The following is a 17,623-nucleotide window of genomic DNA, read 5'->3' on the forward strand; positions in this document are numbered from 1 at the left end:
CCAGGGCGGGGCCGTCGGGGTCCTTGCTGTCGCGGACGGGGACGAGGGCGGGGTGATCGTCGGAGACCTCGATGCAGTTGCCGCCGTCGGGGTTGCTGTAGCTCGACTTGCGCCACGTGGTGGTGTGCAGGAAGTCGTCGGAGACCTCGATGCACTGGCCGCCGTCGGAGTTGCTGTAGCTGCTCTTGCGCCAGGTGGCGGTACTCAGGTCGGTTCGTCGCACGGGACTTCCTCCAACGTCTGCACGATGAGCTTGCGCGACTCGGCCGGTGTGAGCGCCACGTCGCGGACGGCATCGTACGCGAGCTGCAAGCGCTCAACTGACCCGTTTTCCTGGACGAGTTCGCCGCGGTGGGCATTTTCCGTATAGGCAACGGTACGCCCTTCGGGAAGCCGCAGGAACATAACGTCGGTGCTGACCAGGCCGTAGAGTCCGATGCTGGACGGCAGCACCTGGATCGTCACCCGCGGCTGGTCGGCCATCTCCAGCAGGTACTCCAGCTGTTCCCGCCACGCCTGCGGATCGCTCAAGGGTGTGCGCAGCACCGCCTCGGAGAGAATGGCCCGGAAGCGCGGCTCACGCTCGCTGTCCAGCAACATGCGGCGGTTCATACGGGCCTCGACCTGCTGCTCCAGCTCGTTGCCCTGCCCGCCGCCCGCTGAGAGCAACTCGCGTGCGTACGCCTCGGTCTGGAGCAGGCCGGGGATGACGCTTACCGCGAATTGCCACAAGCTCGTCGCTTCCTTCTCCAGCGTCATGTACCGCCTGTACTGCTCCCTGAACTGCGTCGGATCCGCCGCCGCCACCTCCCACAACGCCAGCAGCAGCGGCGTCGTCCCGTAATGCGTGTCCAACGCCTCCGAGACCTCCGGGCTCCCGATCGTGGTCCCCGCCTCCAGCTTGTGGAACAGCGACGGGTCCCAGCCCAGCGCATCGCCGAGCTGCCGCAGGCTCTCCCCCCTCTGCGTCCGCAGTAACCGCAGTTCCTCCGCGAAGCGTTGGCGTGCTTGCTGGCTTCGTCCGCTGATCGCTCGCCGTGGTGGCATGCGCCGGGCTCCCCTCAGTGCAGGTGTGGAACAACCGCCGAGGGTCAGGGCGCCGACCTGTGTGAGCGTCGTCACACTGCGTCCGTGGCGGCAGACTCGTGGTCATCCCACTTCCGTAGTCGATCTGCTACGGAACGAAGCGTCCGGGTGACTTTCGGATCAACCGGTTTACGGAGAAAGTCCATGATCAACGAAAATCCGCAGGTCGATGCCCCAATGTGGAAGATGCTCTTCACCCCGTACGCCAAGAGCGTCTACCTCGTCCGCGCCCAGGTGGCCAAGGCCCTCGCCGCCTGGGGCTGCTGCGGTGAGGCCGCCGACGACGTGGTGCTGATCTGCAGCGAACTGGCCGCCAACGCCGTGCAGCACGCCCGTACGCCCGGGCGGCTGTTCATGGTCCGGCTCACGCTGCGCGGGCGCGAGTGCCTGGTCGAGGTGAGCGACGCGACCCGCGTGCCGCCCCGCCGGGTCGCGCCCGGGCCGGAGGACGAGCAGGGGCGGGGGCTGCAACTGGTCGCCGCGCTGGCGGAGTGCACCGGGCACCACGACCGCGATCCGCTGGGGAAGACGGTGTGGGCGCGGGTCCTCCTGCCGGACTGACATGGGACGTTCGGCCGCCCCCGGAACCGACGATGACGCAGAATGTCTGGGGTCTGATCCTGACCTGCGCCGGAGCGCCGCGCAGGGCCCTGACCTGGGGATTCTTCGTTGGCATGCGTTGGCTCCCGACGGCCGTTTACGGGTGTCCTGCGGACTGGCCGGGGGGTCCGAGGCAGCGAAATCCCTGGCACACCGGCGGGACTTGCAAGGAGACTGCGCGGGTGAGCGACTCCTACCCCTGCCCGTGCTGCGGGCACCGCGTGCTGGGCGAGATGCCTGGCTCGGACGAGATCTGTCCCGTCTGCTTCTGGGAGGACGACGGGGTCCAGTTCCGCTGGCCCACCATGGGCGGCGGCGCGAACAAGGTCTCCTTGATCGAGGCCCAGCGGAACTACCAGGACTTCGGCGCCTGCGACGAGTACGGCCGCCGATTCGCCCGCCCGCCGGCCGAGGACGAGCCGCTCGACCCCGCCTGGCGCCCCATCGATCTGACCCAGGACTCTTTCGAGGACTGGGCGGCCGAGGACCGCGCCCCGTGGCCCGACGACCACTCGGTGCTCTGCTGGTGGCTGCCCACCTTCTGGCGCCGGGACCACTCCGCGTCATGACCTCCCACATCGAGACACTCGTCCAGCAACTCGACGGCAAGGCCGACGAGTCCTACGACGCCCGCGCGGAGCTGATCTGGATCGGCGCCGACGCCATACCCGCCGTCATCAACGGCCTGCCTTCCCTCGGCGGCTTCGGTCAGCTGACCGCCATCGAGGTCTTCGAGGAGGTGGGCGATCCCCGTTGCGGCCCCGCCCTCATCGGCCTGCTGGACAGCGACAACCCGACCGTCCGCGAATGGGCGGCCATGGCCCTGGCGAGCCTGGAGATCGACGACGCCATCGAGCCCCTGCGCCGCGCCTACCGCGCCTACCTGGAACGCGCGACCCCACCGGACTGGACCGAGTCTGTCGGCATCCGCTGGGCGCTGACCGAACTCGGCGTCCGTAACCCTGTCGTCCCGCCGCTCACCGCGCACCTACGGGCCACCGCCGCAGAGGACGCCCCCGGCTGGCCCTCGGCCCACTTCACCGAGATCATCAACGACCTCGCCGACCACGCCCAGGTGATCCTCTACTCCCAGTTCTGGCGAGTGGACAGTCGACGAGGTCTGACAGCCGGGAGTCACCTGCCACCGTCAGCGCGTCGACAATCCGTTGCCATCGGTACTTCGCTTCGCCGTGAACGTCACACTGGATGTCACGCAGCCAATCTGGTAGGAACCAGGATTCACGGGCCACAGCAGGAACGTCCTGCATGGTCAGGGTTTCAACCCACGCCAACCCCAAGCGGACTTGGTCGGCTCGGGGGACAGCTCGGAGGGCGGTAACAAGGCTGTCCACACAGTCAGGCATGCCAGCGGCACGGCCCACCCATCGCTGGATCTGCGGCTCCCAGTCGAGGTCACGGTGGATCAAGACGCTGAGTTTCGCCGACGCGTTCGTGCAATCACGCCTCTAGGTCCACCCGTCGAGAGATACAGCGTGCCCGCCCGACAGGTACTTGTAGAGAGCGCTGGCTGTGGTGTCCACGAAGGCGTCGGGGATGGCGTTGGCGTCGACCCAGCGGACCTGGGAGTGCTTGCGTGGTTCGCGGTTTTCGGGTTCGCCTGTCCAGTCGTGGGCGGCGAACACGACCGTGAGGAAGCCGTTGGGCGCTTCGACGCCCCAGGCACCGTGGATGATGTGGGCGACCTTGAGGGCCTCGGGCTTTACGGTGAGCCCCGTCTCCTCGTAGAGCTCGCGCACCGCAGTTTCGGTGATGGGCTCGCCGGGTTCGCTCTTGCCGACGGGGAGGTCCCACATTCCCTGGGCGAACTTCGCGTTCTCGCTGCGCTGGAGGAGGAGGACGCAGTTGGTGGCCTTGTCGTGGACGATGACGGCGGCGACCAGCAGAGTCATCGATTCGAGCGCCGGCGTGAGGGCCTTCGCCTGGTCGTTGGTCTGCTGGGCCACGGTGTTCCCTTCGTTGGGCGGGTTGGTGGGCATGTTAGGCGAGGGCCACGCGGGCGCGGCTAGCGAGATCGGCGGCACCGGGAACGCGGCGGCGCTGGTAGACCGCGAGCGTGGAGCGGATTGAGGTGATCGCCTTGCGGGTGCGGTCGGAGGTCATGCCCTCCATGAGGACCAGGGCCTGGGTCCAGGCGGCGACGGCCTCATCGGCGCGGGCCTGGGCGGCGAGGCTGTCGCCGAGGTCGGCGTGCGTGAGGGCGTGGACGCGCTTGTACTTCTCCGGGTCCCAGCGGGTCAGGGCGTCTCGATGCTGCTGTTCGGTGCCGATGTGGTCGGCGAGGTCGGTCAGGGTGCGGGCGGTGTGGCTGGCCACGGTGCCGGCGGCGGGGCCGCTGACGCGGGAGTAGCTGGGCTGAGGGCTGTCGTCTCGTAGGAGGGCGTCTTCGGCGGCGAGCAGGGCGCGTGCGGCTGACGGGTGCTCGGTGGTGGCCGCGTAGGCGCGGGCATGGGTGATGTGGAGGAGGGCTTCGGTCTGGCCGTCGACGTGGCCGAGACCTGTGCGGAGGGCGCCTTCGACGAGGTCGACGCAGTGGTGGGGCTGTTTGAGGCTCAGGGCCTGGTGGGCGAGGGCGCGCATCATCCAGGCTGCGTGGCCGTGGGGGTCGGCTTCGCAGGCGAGCTTGTAGCCGACCTGGTAATAGCGCTGGGCAGCGCCTTCCTGGCCGAGGTCGTGGTGCTTCCAGCCTGCGAGGTAGGCGAGTTCGGCGACGGCGCCGAAGGCGGCCCGGCGTAAGGCTTCGCTGGGGAAGCGTCCGCGCAGCATGGGGGCGGCTGTGTCGGCGAGGTACGCGGTGACGGTGGTCAGGCCGTGCCCGCCGCCGAGGCGCTCGTCGGCGGCGCTGAAGGCCGCGGTGATCTGGCGTACGACGTCCACGTCCTCCGCCCCGACCACGGACGTGCCCGTGCGGGCGCGGAGCATGCGGGCGGTGGCTTCGTGGTCGTATCCGAGTGGCATGGCAACGCCAGCCGTGGTGAAGGCCGCGATGGCGAGGAAGCGGCGGCGCTCGACGTCGGCACGGCCCAGGTCGGTGGCAGCGAGGACGGGGTCGGATTCCGCCGGCGCTTCGTCGTCACCGGACTGGAGGCCGATCTCGGTCTGGGTGACCGTGCGCCCCGCTCGGCGGGACAGCGCCTCGGCCAGGTACTGACCTACCCGGCCCGACGGGGCACGAGTGCCGTTCACCCAGTGCGAGATGGCCGACTTGTTGGTCTGGAGCATTTCGCCGTTCTCGGCGGCAATGCGCCGCACGTCTCTGGCGAGGGCCTCGTAGGTGCAGCCGGCCGCGTCGATGCCGTCGCGCAGACGGGAGTCGGGGTCTCTCTGCGCCGCCACGATCGCCTCCGCCCTGGAGCTGTAAACCGCGTATACCGCTTCAACTGCCTCCCACCGTACCCACTCAGCGTGACCACCGGTTCACTTATCGGCAGCCGCCCGGAACGGCGCAACCGTGATCCAGGCTCCCCCTTGGTCCGGGCGGCACCCCGAAGTTCCGTACGCCCACACCGGGCTCGGGCATTCCTGTGCCCGAGCCCGGCAGATCAGAGACGGAGACACGGTGACCACCATCGACACCACGGCCATCACGGTCGAGCTGCCCGAAGCGTTCAACCCGCGCTGGAGCCGCCTGCCCGGCATCCGGGTCGACGGCCGGCGCATCACGATCGACCCGGCCGAGTACTTCTTCCGCTTCGAGTCGAACACCTGGCTCGTCGCCGACTGGGAGCTGGTCAAGTCCCAGCTCATGGAGGTGGACGAGACGACCGAGAGCGCGGTCGAGCAGCTCGCGCTCGACTTCATCAAGCACCACGGTGAGTCCACCTCCGACGCGGCCTGCGTCCTGGCCACCGCGTACGAGGTGTACGCGTACCTCTTCCGCGACGAGCACCTGGCCGGCCTCGGCCTCCCGCAGATCACCGCCGACCACCTGCGGATGCTCCGCGAGGCCGCCACGCTCATGGCACTCAACAAGGTCGAGCTCGACGGGCACATCTCCAACGTCGGCCCGTGCTGGTTCTTCCCCGCCGCCACCTCCGTCGTCTTCGACCTGGACGACGAGACGGGCGGGATGCTCGACGAGGTCTACCACGGCGGCTGGTTCAACGAGCACCGCCGGATCGAGTCCATCAAGGCCCACGCCGCGCTCGGCGGCCGGCTCGTGCACGGCTGCCAGTCCGTGCCGGACCAGTCCGGCGGCGTGGTCACGCCCTACGGTGCCTCGATGGCGAACTTCCGCGACGACCTCGCCGCGTTCAAGGCGGGCTGGATCGAGCAGGTCTACGCCCACCGCGGGAACCCCGCCGCGTAACCACCACCCGATCAGGCTCCGGGGCGGTCCGGCACCTCTCGCCTGCCCCGGACGCCATCACCCCTCCCCGGAGCCCTCACGTGACCACGAACCCCAGCGCCGAGCTCCTCGACAACCTGCTCACCGCGACCGGCCAGACCACCGCCGTACGGGAGGAGGTACGCGTGTGGTCCATGTCCGGCGTCGAGCGCGTGACCTTCCCCGACGGCACCACGGCCATCTTCAAGTACGCCAAGAAGCCCTTCGACAACGAGGACCAGGCTCTACGCCTGGCCCACACCCTCGGCGTACCCGTCCCCCAGGTGCACGCCTCCGGCGTCCTGGACGGCTGGCTCGGCATGCTCATGGAGGACCTCGGACCCTCCGTCCGCGAGGCCGACGACCTCGACGGCGTCGCTGCAGCCGTGGTCCTGCACGGCACCCGGACGGCTCCACCCTTGCCCGTACTCGACCAGGAGCGGCTGCGCACGCTCCCCGCCCGGGCGCTGGAGCATCTCGAACGGCTGCGCAAGGCTGAGCGGTGGCAGGAGGCCGATGATGTCGAGGACGCGCTCGACCGTATCGCCCAGGCCGCCGAGGCCCGCTCGGCTGGAGCGACGCTGGCGCCGTTCGGCTGGGTGCACTCCGAGTTCCACCCCACCAGCCTCCACATCGGGGAGCGCGGCTGGCGGCTGCTCGACTTCGCCCGCGCCTTCACCGGCCCCGGCCTGCTCGACCTCGCCAGCTGGCACGGCACCATCGAGCCCCCGCACCCCGTGCGCCTGCGCGTCTTCCTGGAGCAGTACGTCACCGCCGGCGGCACCCCCGACGCCCTGGCCCCGCGTGGCGGGCTCACCGCGGAGAACTGGGCCCTGGGCTGGCACCGCATGTGGGCCGTCGAGTGGTTCATGGAGCAGTCCATCCGCTGGATCAACGACCCGGCCACCGACCCCGCCTACATCAAGGCCGTCCGCCGCCACCTCACCGACGTCCTCCACCTCCTGGAGATCTGACGTGCTCGCCCAGGCATCCCCATGGCACGCCCACGCCCTCCAACGCACCGCCACCGGACTCGCCGAACCCCTCTCCGTACCCGCCCGGATGGAGTGGACCACGAGACCCGGCCAAGGGCCCGGGGCCGACGTCCTCGGCCCCGACCTGCGCGGCAAGCGACTCCTGGAACTCGGCTGCGGCCCCGGCCACATCGCCGCCCACCTCGCCACCCGCCATAGCGCCCGTGTCACCGGCGTCGACCTGGTCGGCCTCCAGGTCCGCCGCGCCCGCTCTCACTACGGACGGCTGAACAACCTCACCTTCGCTGCCGGGCACGCCCTGCACTACCTGCACGCCTCCGACGAGCACTTCGACGCGATCTACTCCGTCTTCGGCGCCGTCGGTCTCGTCGCCCCTGAGCTCCTGCTGCCGGCCATTGCCCAGCGCCTCACGCCCGGCAGAGTGCTCGCCTTCTCCGTCCCTCACCCGCAGCGGGGCGGACGCCGCCCCTCCGGTGACGACCGTCCCCGCCGCGACCACGTCACCCTCCCCGATCGCACCCGGCTCCCCATTGCTCGCTGGGAATTCGACACCGACCGCTGGGAGAGACACCTCAGCCTGGCGGGTTTCCGGCTCACCTCGGCCCACGAGTTCCACGACCCCCGCATGGGCCACTGGCCCACCACCCTGCTGATCCGCGCCCACAAGCTTTGACCAGCCATTCGCCCCGACTTGCCCTTGGAGGAACCGATGCGCCCGCCCTACCTGCTCCTCGACATCGACGGTGTCCTCATCCCCTTCCCCGACGCGGACGGCTCGACCCCGGCCGCCCACGCCCGCCACGACGTCGTCCCCACCGATCGGAGTGCCGACAACCCGGTCACCGTCTGGCTTGACCCCGCCCACGGCCCCATGCTCATGGACGTGATCAGTGCGGGTCTCGTCACGCCGGTCTGGTGCACCAGCTGGCGGCAGGACGCCGCCACCCTGATCGGACCGCTCCTCGGCCTCCCGCCTCTGCCGTACCTTGACCTGCCGCGTCCCCACATCACCACCAGCCACCCCAATGGCTACCTGTGGAAACGCGACCACGTCGATGCCTGGCTGGCACACGCCCCCGCCGTCTGGATCGACGACGACTTCACCGGCCTCGACCACGCCTGGGCGGCGGAGCGCATCGCCAAGGGAACGCCGACCCTCCTCGTTCAGCCCGACCCACACCTCGGGCTGCAGCCCGAGCACCTGACCGAGGTCACGACGTGGGTCGCGCAGTTACCCACAGCCCGCGCCGCCTGACGACTGATGCCCTCGCTGCCACGGGCAGCGAGGGCATCAGGGCGCGCTGTGGGCCCTGACTGCCCGGGTAACCACTCGGATGATCAGCTCGAAGCGAACTCCACAGGTGCGTGACGACGCTCAGGCGGTGGAACGGCCGGAAGGGCTCGCACGCATGTGCGCGCGGGCCCCTTGCACGTCGAAGAGGATGAGCAGCTCGACCGCGCCGCCGTCCGCACTGCCCAGCCAGTGCGGCAAGGACGTGTCGAACTCGGCTGCCTCACCGGCCGTCAAGGTCAGGTCACGCTCGCCGAGCACCAGCCGCAGGCGACCGTTGAGTACGTACAGCCATTCGAAGCCTTCGTGGGTCTGCGGGGTCGGTTCGAGCGGTTCCGGCCGGGCGGGGATGATCATCTTGAACGACTGGGTGCCGCCCGGCCGCCGGGACAGCGGAACGAAGATCATCCCAAACCGCCGGATCGGCTTCAGGTGGATCCGGGGGTCGCCCGTGCGCGGGGCACCGACGAGGTCGTCCAGCGGAACGTCGTAGGTACGGGCCAGCGGCAGCAGCAACTCCAGAGTCGCCCTGCGCTGCCCGCTTTCCAGCCGGGACAGCGTGCTTTGCGACACCCCGGTCGTCGCCGCGAGGTCGGCGAGGGTGATCCCCCGGTCGCGGCGCAGCGCACGCAGGCGCTGCCCCACCGCGTCGAGCACGTCTTCCGTTTCGCCGTCCACGAGCCCATCTTGCCAGAACCGCAAGAATCCGTGCCGGATCGTGACGGGAGTGGCAAGACTGAGCGCGTCCGCGTGAACCGGGTGAACCCGGTGAACCCGGTGAACCCGGTGAACCGAGTGAAGGAGCCTTGATGAGCAGCACCGACATGAGCACGTTCTGGGACGACGTCTACGCCGCCCGACCGGCGGCCACCGACCCGCGGCCGAACGCACGACTCACCGAGACGCTCGCGGACCTGCCGCCCGGCGACGCGTTGGACCTCGGATGCGGCGCTGGCGGCGACGCACTGTGGCTCGCCCGCGGGGGGTGGCACGTCACCGCCGTCGACATCTCGGCCGTGGCGGTCGAGCGGCTCGCCGGCCTCGCCCGCTCACACGGCCTGGGCGACCGAGTCGTCGCCGAGCGGCACGACCTGCGCGGGACCTTCCCGCGGGGCACGTTCGACGTGGTCTGCGCCCACTACCTGCACACCCCCTTCGACATGGACAGGGCGGCCGTCCTGCGCGCGGCGGCGCACGCGCTGCGCCCGGGCGGGCGGCTGCTGGTCGTCGACCACGGCTCGACCGCGCCGTGGTCGTGGAACCAGGATCCCGACGTCCGGTACCCGACCCCGCAGGAGGTCGCCGCGGACATCGGCCTGGACCCGGCGACCTGGACGGTCGAACGGGCTGACGCGCCCCGCCGGATCGCGACCGGACCGGGCGGGCGCACCGCCGAGGTCACCGACCACGTCCTGCTCGTCCGCCGCACCGCCACCTGACCCGGGGAGCCTCACATTGTAGAGCCGCCGGATTTGAGGTCATGAGGTACTTGGGTAGCAGGGAGGTGGTGGTCATGACGACAGCGGCGCACCCGTCCAGGCAGTCACCGCTTCAAGGTGGACCCGGACACGGACAAGCTGATCAGCCAGGGGGCCCATTTCCTGGGCATGACAAAGAAGGATCTGGTCGGCGAAGCGGTGCGGGCCTACCTGGAGCAGCGGCGTGAAGACCTCCGCTTGGGCATGGTCGAGGCGATCAGTGCTGGACGGGTCGCTGAAGGCCGACGTGATGATGCTGACTGGGCTGAGCGCCAAGGACATTGACGCGGTCGGCGGGATCGAGGAGTGAGCCAAGACGCACGCGAAGATCCGCGCACTCGTTGAACAGGCAATGGCCACCCTCAAGATCTGGTGGCTCCTAGGCAAGCTGCGATGCTCCACCACCCGCATCACCAGCCTCGCCCAAGCCGTCCTCACCCTGCACCTGACCTGCTAAAACTGAGGTTGGAAAAGGTCTCAACGCTGCGGTGGGTGTTCCGGAACCGCTTGGTGCTCAGTGATCCATCGGAGACATTCAGGGCAGGTGACGGGGTCGTAACTCAGCAACCGCCCTCGCTTTCCGCACGCGGCCTTCCAGGCGCCGCCCCATTCACCGCTGAGGGGTAGGGCATGAATCAGGTGATCGGGTACATTCCCCCCGATACGCGCAGCCGAATAGAGTATTGGCACAACTCTTCCTTCGCTTCCTTGGGACGCATTCCCTCGTCTGCTTCGCAGCCTCACTGTATGAGGCCAGCTCCTCAATCCTCGATGAGACGGCCGAACTTGCCGAGACGCCTAGGGGCTTCCTCGACGGCCTCATCGTCAGCGAACCGCCACTCCATAAAATCAGTATCCACTGGTCGCAGGTAACGGTCTAGGACATCGCCGGACTCCAGCGCCTCAGCTGTGTGGTACATGAGGGAAGTGATCGAATTCCACATAGGGTGTGGCGTGATGCTTGGTGCTTCGCCTTCCCTGTCACGCTCATGAATGCGTGGATCTTGTGGACTGCCGGTGTCCAGGTAGAGCACGGTTCCGCTGCCGTCGGCAGCAAAGGGAGCGTAGGTGGGTAGGAACGGGGAGTACGGGTCCTGTGCGGAGGCGGTCGTATTCAGCTTCCATTGCTCCGCAATCTCGCTCGTGCTGAGGATGTGAAAGCCCGGGGGGAGCAAGAATGGTCCGCTGCCGTTGTGGCAGGTGAGTAGCTCTCGGATCTCGGCTGGCAAGGACAGTCCGAGGAGTTGTTCGGCCTGAGTGATGTCCTGGCTGGTTGCGGGTGGAGGCGCTTCCTGCATGTCTTCTTCGTGGCTGCGCACCCAGTGTTCGATGCGCCACCAAGAGTGGCTGATCGGCGGTAACGTCACTGTGACCTCCTGCTCGTCTCACGTTGGCAGGGCTGATGGGGTGCACCACCAGCCATGGTGGTGCACCCCACCGGTCTAGTCAGGCAGATCGACTAGCTTGAACTCCTTGCTGGCTCTCGTGCCGGCGCCGGGGACGAGGCGGAACGACACGAAGCGGGGTTTGTAGATGCTTGGGTCCTTGAAGTGTGAGCCTTCGTCGGACCATCGATTATCGAAGGTGTTGACGTTGTAGGACAGGGTCCACCGGTCTCCGGATTGCAGAACGGGGTGGGCGTCTCATTTCGCGTTCTCCTGGCTTGCGGCCAGGTATTCGTAGTCCTTCGAGAGTCGCCGGTAGCGGCCCAGCCAGGCGAGACTCCGCTCGATCACCCAACGGCGGGGCGCCACCGCGAACATCGGCACCACGCGTGGTGGGGCATCGGCCTTGGCCTAGGCGCTGCAAACCTAGCCTTCGCAGCGCAGGGACTACCAGCTCACCTGCCCTGAGCGGCGCTTCTTAGACACCCTCTATCCGCCCGCCGTGACCTCGACTTCCTTCGTGAACGGGCCCCACTTCCCGTCCGGGAGCTTCGCCCGCACCTTCACCGCGTACGTGCCCGCCCCCGTGCCCTTCTTCTCCAGCGGCAGGTTGATCCGGCCCGTCTCCTTCGGCGCCGACTCGCCCAGCACCAGCTTCGAGCCGAACTTGCCGTCCACGTACACCTCGTACTCCGTGATGTCGCCGCCCGCCTTCGGGGCGTTCCACACCAGGTCGAGGCTCCAGGCGCCGGCCTGCTTGCGGGCGGTCGCCTGGAGGTCCGTCGGCACCTCCGCGCGCGCCCTGCCCTCGGGTTCCGGCTCCGTCGTGACGGTGGCCGGCGGGCTCTCCGGGCCGGAGTTGTCGGCGGCGTCGCGGGCCTTGACGGTGAAGGTGTAGCGGGTGTCGGGGCGGAGGGTGGTGACGGAGGCGGTGGTCTCCGTGCCGCCAGCGCTGTGGATCTTGGTCCCTTCCTGGTAGATGTCGTAGGCCGTGACTCCGTTGTTGTCCTCGGCCTTCGTCCAGGTGAGGGTGGCCGAACGGGGGCCGTCCGCGCGCGCCTTGAGGCCGCCCGGCCGGGTGGGCGGCTCGCCGTCGTCGGCCTCCGCGGACGGGGTGGTGACCGGAGCGGCCCTGCCCGGACCGGAGAGTCGGCCGTCGGCGTCCCGGGCCCGTACGGAGAAGGTGTACTCGGACGACGGCTTGAGGCCGGTGACGTCGATCATGTGCTTCGCCGCCGGTACGTTCTGGACCCTGGTGCCGTTGCGGTACACCTCGTACCGCCGCACCTTCTCCGACTCGGCCGCCTTGTTCCACATCACGTGCACGGACGTGGAACTGCTGGTGTAGACGGTGACTCCGGTCGGCACGGTGGGCGTGTCGGGCGGTTCGGCGGCACCGCTGTCCGAGCTGCAGGAGGTCGCGGTCAGGGCGAGGAGGCAGGCGGCGGCGGTGCTCAGCGCGGCGAGCGTGGGGGTGGGCCTCACTGGGACGCCTCTCATCGTGCGAGCAAAGGTCCAGACCTTTCTCGCACACTCACCGCGTACATTTCAAGATGTCGGCGCCGGCCCGGAGTTCAGCCGGACGTGCCGCCCCCGCGCAGCAGCGCGGCGAGGTGGGCCGCCGCGGTGGAGAGGTGGCGGCGGGCCTCGCGGAGCTGGTCCGGGGTGACGCCGTTGTCGCGGGCGGCGTCGCGGACGTCGTCGCGGAACCGGTCGAGCAGGCGCTCCAGTTCGCGGGCCAGCTCGGCGGGGGCGGCGTCCTCCGGGGTGTCGTCCTCGGCCCACTCCGGGGTGTCGGCCGGGTCGGGCTTGACGAACGGCGGCCAGGGCGTGGAGACGCCGCCCATCGCGGTGTTTCCGCCGGGCGTGCCGGTCGGCGCCCCCGCGGGGGGTGTCGGGGCCGCCGCGTCGGCCACCTTGTCGGCCGGCGTGTCCGGGGCCGGCGCCGGGCCCGTACCGCGGCCCCCGAAGCCGCCCAGGTTCCCCAGCTCTCGCGTCAGCTCCGCCAGCCCGTCCATCAAGCCGCTCTGCCAGTCGCCCGTACGGACCTTCGCCTGCACCTGCTCCTGCACCTGCCGTGCAATCCGCTCCGCCTCGCTGCGCACCCGCTCCTGCGTCTCCCGCGCGTACCTGCGCGCCTGCTCCGCGTCCTGCCGGGCCCGCCGCGTCTCGTCCTTCGCGCGCCTCGCCTGCTCCTTGAACTCCTGCTTCGCCCGCTTGAACTCCTCCTTCGCCTGCCGCCACGACTCCTTGTCCCCGGTGCCGGTACCGGCACCGGCGCCCGCCCCGCCCCGCCCGCCGCGGGAGCCGCCCGAGGTGCGGGCCTCCCTGGCGGCCTGCCGCATCTCGCGGCGCAGGTCGCTGGCGGTGCCGCTCACGTCGGCCTGTATCTCGGCGGCCAGCTCGGCGACGGACTCGCGGATCTCCAGCTCCAGTTCGGCCAGCTCCGCATGGCGGGCGGCCAGTTCCGCGCGGCCGGCCTCGGTGATCGCGTAGACCTTGCGGCCGCCCTCGGAGGCGTGCGTGACCAGGCCCTCGGTCTCCAGCTTGGCGAGCCGCGGGTAGACGGTGCCGGCGGAGGGCGCGTACAGGCCCTGGAAGCGCTCTTCGAGGAGGCGGATCACCTCGTAGCCGTGGCGGGGGGCCTCGTCGAGCAGCTTCAGCAGGTAGAGCCGGAGGCGGCCGTGGGCGAAGACGGGGGGCATGTCAGAGCACCTTCCTGTCTGCCGGTCCGGTCGCGTCGCGCGGGCCGGTCGCGCCGCCCGGCGGCGCGTCCCCCGGTTCCTGGTCTTCCGGGTCCTCGTCCACGCCCGGGGGGCGGCGGAGCAGGGCCAGGGAGCCGGAGACCGTGGTCGCGCGCAGCGTGCCCTTGCCCGTGCCCAGGCGGCCGTCGACGGACTTCGCGCCCCACTGGCCGCCGACGTTCAGCGCCTCGAACGCGTTGGAGACCGCGCCGCTCGTCGTGCTCGCGTGCACCTCGACGTCCGGGCCCTCGGGCAGCCGCAGGGCGATCTCGCCGGACACCGTGTTGACGCGGACGTCCGCGGCGCGGGCCGCGGGGGAGAGGTCGATGACCATGTCGCCGCTGACGGTGTCGGCCTGGACGCTGCCGCCGGCGCCGTCGATGAGGGTGAGAGGGCCGGAGACGGAGTTGTAGCGCAGGTCACCCTCCACCGCCTGGGCCTCCAGCTCCCCCGAGACGGTGTCCGCGCGGACCGGGCCGGAGAGGCCGACGAGCGTGGCGCCGCCGCTGACTCCGCGTACGTCCGTACGGCCGGCGATGCCGGAGACGACGGCGTCGGCGCCGACGACGCCGACCTCGACGCGGGCGGCGGCGGGCACGGCGAGGGAGACGACAACGCGGCGGCGCCAGCCCTTGCGGTCGAGCCACTTCAGGAAGCCGCGCCAGGGCAGGTCCTCGTACGCGACGGTCAGCTCACCGTCCTCCAGGGAGACGCGCAGCGGCGGGCCCTCGATCTCGCTGACCTCCAGACGCGCCGCACCCGCCGGATCATGCGTCCCCACGACGTGCACGGCCCCGTTGACGATCCGCACCTTCAGGGCCGTGACCGGCTCCTCGAAAGCGAGGGTCTGGGGATCGGCCACCAGTTGCACCGACATCCACGGCCTCCCTGCCTGAACCTGAACCTGCCAACGCAACATATCGCGTGTCTGCAAGACACGATATATCGCGGCGCGCGGAAGTCAAGCGCGGACTACTCGTCGTCCTCGTCGTCGAGGCGGGCGAGCCAGGTGGCCAGGCGCTCGACCGGAACCTCGAACTCCGGGTTCAGGTCGACGAACGTGCGCAGCTGCTCGGCAAGCCACTCGAAGGTGACCTCCTCCTCGCCGCGCCGCTTCTCCAGCTCCTCGATGCCGCGGTCGGTGAAATACATGGTGGATGCTCCGGAAAGGGGGGAGTGACCGGTTCAGTATGGCTCACGACCGAGGCTGACCAGCGGGGGCCGGGTTGCGGGAGAGGTGTGGTCGCGGGGTGGCCGGCGGCGGACTAATGTCAGTGCATTGGACACCCAGCGTAGTCGGGGGAATCGGATGAGCAGCAGCCTGCCGCAGCGCGTGACGCTGCCGGACGGCACCGAGGTGTGGGTCCGGGCGACACCGCTCGACGAGCGCGTCGCGCGGGGGACGCGGGCCCTGCCGGGGGTTCCGGCGCCCGGGGGTGCCCAGGAGGACGCCGGCCTCGACGCCGTACGGGACGACGGGCCGGAGGCCGTACCGGGCGACGAGCCGGATGACGTACGGGACACCGGCCCGTACGGCGCTTCGGCGGCGGACGACGACGAGCTGGAGGACGTCGCCGACTGGGGCCGGCTGACCTCCCGGCTCGCCGGGCTCGGGCCGCTCGTCGGCGGGGTGGCCGCCTCCGTACGGGCGGCGACCGCGGCCACCGCGCCGCACGAGGTGAGCGTGACGTTCGGGGTCGAGATCTCGGCGGGGGCCGGGAAGGCGGTCGCACTGCTGGCCGACGCGCAGACGGCCGCGCAGCTGTCCGTCACGCTCACCTGGCAGCCCGGCGCGCGCTCAGCCGAACCGCCCGGCCCGCCCGGTGCGCCCGGCGCGGAGTCCCCCGCCGCGCCCGATTCGGCTGCATCTGGTGCATCCGGCGCTTCCTCGACGGCGTCCGCACCGGTATGAGGGTTCCGATCGAGAGCAGCGAGTCCGGCGAGTACGCGCGGCGCCGGCTGTGTGATCTGGCCGCGGCGGCGACGGTCGAGATCCGGGCGGCACCCGGTGCCAGGGACCGCTCGCTGTGGGGCAGCGGGTTCCTCGTCGCGCCGGAGTGGGTGCTGACCTGCGCGCACGTCTTCGTCCACCCCGACGGCTGGCGGCGCGGTACGGCGCCGGGCGAGCTGGTCGGCGTGGTCGTGGGCGGGCGTACGGTGCCGGGGCGGGTGGAGTACAGCATGCCGTCGCCGGACAGCACGGCGGCGCGGATGGGGCGCGACCCGGAGATAAGGGACGAGGCGTTCGCCGAAGCGGTGATGAACGTGGGGCCGGATCTGGCCCTGGTACGCCTGCTGCCCGCGCACGGCGACGCGGCGGGAGCGGGCGACATGCCGGGTGGCATGCCGGGCGACCTGCCGGGTCAGGTGCCGGGGGGCGAGGCGCCGTTCGCGGGCCGGTTCGGGGGCGAGCACGGCCCCGTCGTCGGCTCGTCTGCCGTCGGCTCGTCCGTCGCCGGGTCGTCCGTTGTCGGCCCGCCCCTCGCCGGCCCGCCAATCATCGGCCCGCCCGCCGTCAGCCCGCCGGCCGGCAGCGAACCCGTCTGGCTCGGCGACCGCTACGACGACTTCCTCGACGAGGCCGTCCTCCTCAGCGCCCCCGGGCGCCCCCTGGCCGGGGGCGACGCGGCGCTGCTGAGCGCCGAGTTCGCCGGGCGCAACGGGCAGCAGATCCTGCTCGGCACCCCCACCCCCATCCGCCGGGGGGCCTCCGGCGGGCCCGTGCTGCACCTCGGCCGCGGCGAGGTCGTCGGCGTCGTCAAGGCCCGCTACCGCACCGGCACCGGGGGCGGCACCGCCGTCTCCCTCGCCGAGCTGCACGCGCTCTCGCCCGACCACCTGCTCCCGGGGGCGCCGGGGCTCGGCCCCGAGCCGTACCGCGAGCTGATGCGGCTGCACGACGCCTGGCACTGGCGCCGCCACCACGGCATCGACGACGAACGCACCTCGTGGACCGACCTGCAGCGCGCGCTCGGCCCGCAGCGCTTCGGCGCCTGGGGCGCGCTCGACCGCCTCAGCGCGCTCAAGCGGCTCGCCGATCTGCCCGCGCCGCGCGACCCCGAGGTCGTCGAACGGCTGGTGCACCACGTGCTCGACATCCAGGGCCGCCCGCTGGGCGACCGGTGGCTGCGCGACTGGCGCGACGGCCACGGCCTGCTGCACCGGCAGTGCGCGCCGGAGCGCGCGCTGCGCGACATGCTGCTGTACCTCAAGCTGGTGGCCCGCGAGGCCGCCGCCGAGACCGGCTCCGGCGCGGGCGCCGACGCCGCGCAGGCCGTCGCCGCCCGCGACGCCGTCGACTCCCTCGAAGCGTGGGTCGCGGAGCGCGCGGGTGAGCTGACGCCGCGCCAGCGGCGGGAGATCCGCGCCGTGCGGCGCGCTCCCGTCAGCGTCCTCGTCACGTTCGACGAACTGCCGTTCCGCGACCCCGCCGCGCCGGCCGTGCCCCGCTACAACTGGACCGTGCGGCGCGGCTACGGCAAGGGGGAGTGGGAGCACGTCGCGCTCGACCAGTCGTATGCCGGCGGGCCGTTCGAGGAGGCGGAGGAGCAGGTGCTCCGGGCCCTCGCGCCGCAGCTGCTCGGCGCCGACGCCGAGGCGCAGACGCGGGTGCGGCTGGAGGTGGCGCTGCCGGAGGAGCGGCAGGCGCAGGCCACGTACCGCTGGGAGCTGCCGGCCTCCGGCCGGTCCACCGCCGCC

General features: G+C 70.8%; 21 protein-coding genes and 2 pseudogenes. 12 read left to right on the plus strand and 11 right to left on the minus strand.

What is annotated here, in order from left to right; translation table 11 throughout:
* A partial coding sequence (locus ABD317_RS20065; RefSeq protein WP_344291327.1) for a DUF397 domain-containing protein occupies positions 1-223 on the minus strand: 223 nt, incomplete at its 3' end.
* Positions 205-1,047 (minus strand): helix-turn-helix domain-containing protein, encoded by an 843-nt coding sequence (locus ABD317_RS20070; protein WP_344291346.1) that lies wholly within the window; start codon positions 1,045-1,047, stop codon positions 205-207. The genes ABD317_RS20065 and ABD317_RS20070, both read right to left, overlap by 19 nt.
* 183 nt (positions 1,048-1,230) lie before the next feature.
* Between ABD317_RS20070 and ABD317_RS20075 the strand changes: the two genes are divergently transcribed.
* From ABD317_RS20075 to ABD317_RS20085, 3 genes are all read left to right on the plus strand, one after another.
* Complete coding sequence (locus ABD317_RS20075; RefSeq protein ID WP_344291328.1) at positions 1,231-1,647, plus strand: ATP-binding protein; 417 nt, start codon at positions 1,231-1,233, stop codon at positions 1,645-1,647.
* A 221-nt stretch (positions 1,648-1,868) separates the two neighbouring features.
* The gene (locus ABD317_RS20080; protein WP_344291329.1) at positions 1,869-2,255 is read left to right on the plus strand and encodes a CPCC family cysteine-rich protein; all 387 of its coding nucleotides are present in this window, start codon (positions 1,869-1,871) and stop codon (positions 2,253-2,255) included.
* The gene (locus ABD317_RS20085) at positions 2,252-3,025 is read left to right on the plus strand and encodes a HEAT repeat domain-containing protein (protein ID WP_344291330.1); all 774 of its coding nucleotides are present in this window, start codon (positions 2,252-2,254) and stop codon (positions 3,023-3,025) included. The genes ABD317_RS20080 and ABD317_RS20085 overlap by 4 nt, the downstream gene beginning before the upstream one ends.
* Positions 3,026-3,152: 127 nt before the next feature.
* On the opposite strand, the gene ABD317_RS20090 is transcribed toward ABD317_RS20085, so the two are convergent.
* Positions 3,153-3,683, minus strand: a complete 531-nt coding sequence (locus ABD317_RS20090) for an NUDIX domain-containing protein (RefSeq protein WP_344291331.1) — start codon at positions 3,681-3,683, stop codon at positions 3,153-3,155.
* A 1-nt stretch (position 3,684) separates the two neighbouring features.
* Positions 3,685-5,040, minus strand: coding sequence for an NsdA family TPR-like regulatory protein (locus ABD317_RS20095; RefSeq protein ID WP_344291332.1), 1,356 nt, complete (start codon positions 5,038-5,040; stop codon positions 3,685-3,687).
* A gap of 223 nt (positions 5,041-5,263) precedes the next feature.
* Here ABD317_RS20095 and ABD317_RS20100 point away from each other — a divergent pair, with 223 nt between their 5' ends.
* The 4 genes from ABD317_RS20100 to ABD317_RS20115 all read left to right on the plus strand — a co-directional run bounded on the left by ABD317_RS20100 (position 5,264) and on the right by ABD317_RS20115 (position 8,281).
* On the plus strand, positions 5,264-6,013 hold the full coding sequence (locus ABD317_RS20100; RefSeq protein WP_344291333.1) for a hypothetical protein: 750 nt from the start codon (positions 5,264-5,266) through the stop codon (positions 6,011-6,013).
* An 80-nt stretch (positions 6,014-6,093) separates the two neighbouring features.
* Entirely contained in the window at positions 6,094-7,005 is a 912-nt protein-coding gene (locus tag ABD317_RS20105) for a phosphotransferase family protein (RefSeq protein WP_344291334.1), read from the plus strand.
* 1 nt (position 7,006) lies between these two features.
* Positions 7,007-7,699, plus strand: a complete 693-nt coding sequence (locus tag ABD317_RS20110) for a class I SAM-dependent methyltransferase (RefSeq protein WP_344291335.1) — start codon at positions 7,007-7,009, stop codon at positions 7,697-7,699.
* 36 nt (positions 7,700-7,735) lie between these two features.
* A complete protein-coding gene (locus ABD317_RS20115) occupies positions 7,736-8,281 on the plus strand; it encodes an HAD domain-containing protein (protein ID WP_344291336.1) in 546 nt (181 codons plus the stop codon).
* Between the two features lie 120 nt (positions 8,282-8,401).
* On the opposite strand, the gene ABD317_RS20120 is transcribed toward ABD317_RS20115, so the two are convergent.
* Entirely contained in the window at positions 8,402-8,995 is a 594-nt protein-coding gene (locus ABD317_RS20120; protein ID WP_344291337.1) for a helix-turn-helix domain-containing protein, read from the minus strand.
* A 131-nt stretch (positions 8,996-9,126) separates the two neighbouring features.
* Between ABD317_RS20120 and ABD317_RS20125 the strand changes: the two genes are divergently transcribed.
* The 3 genes and pseudogenes from ABD317_RS20125 to ABD317_RS20135 form a co-directional block, all read left to right on the plus strand.
* Positions 9,127-9,756, plus strand: coding sequence for an SAM-dependent methyltransferase (locus ABD317_RS20125; protein WP_344291338.1), 630 nt, complete (start codon positions 9,127-9,129; stop codon positions 9,754-9,756).
* 117 nt (positions 9,757-9,873) lie between these two features.
* A complete protein-coding gene (locus tag ABD317_RS20130) occupies positions 9,874-10,080 on the plus strand; it encodes a carbohydrate-binding protein (protein ID WP_344291339.1) in 207 nt (68 codons plus the stop codon).
* Between the two features lie 28 nt (positions 10,081-10,108).
* Positions 10,109-10,252, plus strand: a pseudogene (locus ABD317_RS20135) (IS5/IS1182 family transposase); the annotation flags it as partial.
* A gap of 304 nt (positions 10,253-10,556) precedes the next feature.
* Here ABD317_RS20135 and ABD317_RS20140 read toward each other — a convergent pair.
* From ABD317_RS20140 to ABD317_RS20165, 6 genes and pseudogenes are all read right to left on the minus strand, one after another.
* Complete coding sequence (locus tag ABD317_RS20140) at positions 10,557-11,162, minus strand: SMI1/KNR4 family protein (protein WP_344291340.1); 606 nt, start codon at positions 11,160-11,162, stop codon at positions 10,557-10,559.
* Positions 11,163-11,438: 276 nt separating this feature from the next.
* Positions 11,439-11,555, minus strand: a pseudogene (locus tag ABD317_RS20145) (transposase); the annotation flags it as partial.
* Between the two features lie 114 nt (positions 11,556-11,669).
* On the minus strand, positions 11,670-12,665 hold the full coding sequence (locus tag ABD317_RS20150) for a fibronectin type III domain-containing protein (protein WP_344291341.1): 996 nt from the start codon (positions 12,663-12,665) through the stop codon (positions 11,670-11,672).
* Positions 12,666-12,754: 89 nt separating this feature from the next.
* A complete protein-coding gene (locus ABD317_RS20155; protein WP_344291342.1) occupies positions 12,755-13,885 on the minus strand; it encodes a PadR family transcriptional regulator in 1,131 nt (376 codons plus the stop codon).
* Position 13,886: 1 nt separating this feature from the next.
* Entirely contained in the window at positions 13,887-14,801 is a 915-nt protein-coding gene (locus ABD317_RS20160; protein ID WP_344291343.1) for a DUF4097 family beta strand repeat-containing protein, read from the minus strand.
* A 95-nt stretch (positions 14,802-14,896) separates the two neighbouring features.
* Positions 14,897-15,076: a DUF6104 family protein gene (locus ABD317_RS20165; RefSeq protein WP_027753926.1), complete on the minus strand. Its 180-nt coding sequence runs from the start codon at positions 15,074-15,076 to the stop codon at positions 14,897-14,899.
* 157 nt (positions 15,077-15,233) lie between these two features.
* On the opposite strand from ABD317_RS20165, the gene ABD317_RS20170 reads away from it, so the two are divergent.
* Both ABD317_RS20170 and ABD317_RS20175 read left to right on the plus strand, forming a co-directional pair.
* A complete protein-coding gene (locus ABD317_RS20170; RefSeq protein ID WP_344291344.1) occupies positions 15,234-15,836 on the plus strand; it encodes a CU044_2847 family protein in 603 nt (200 codons plus the stop codon).
* Positions 15,833-17,623: S1 family serine peptidase (locus ABD317_RS20175; RefSeq protein WP_344291345.1), on the plus strand; the 1,791-nt coding region annotated here is incomplete at its 3' end. The genes ABD317_RS20170 and ABD317_RS20175, both read left to right, overlap by 4 nt.

The sequence above is a fragment of the Streptomyces synnematoformans genome (genome assembly GCF_039531005.1).
Lineage (GTDB): Bacteria > Actinomycetota > Actinomycetes > Streptomycetales > Streptomycetaceae > Streptomyces > Streptomyces synnematoformans.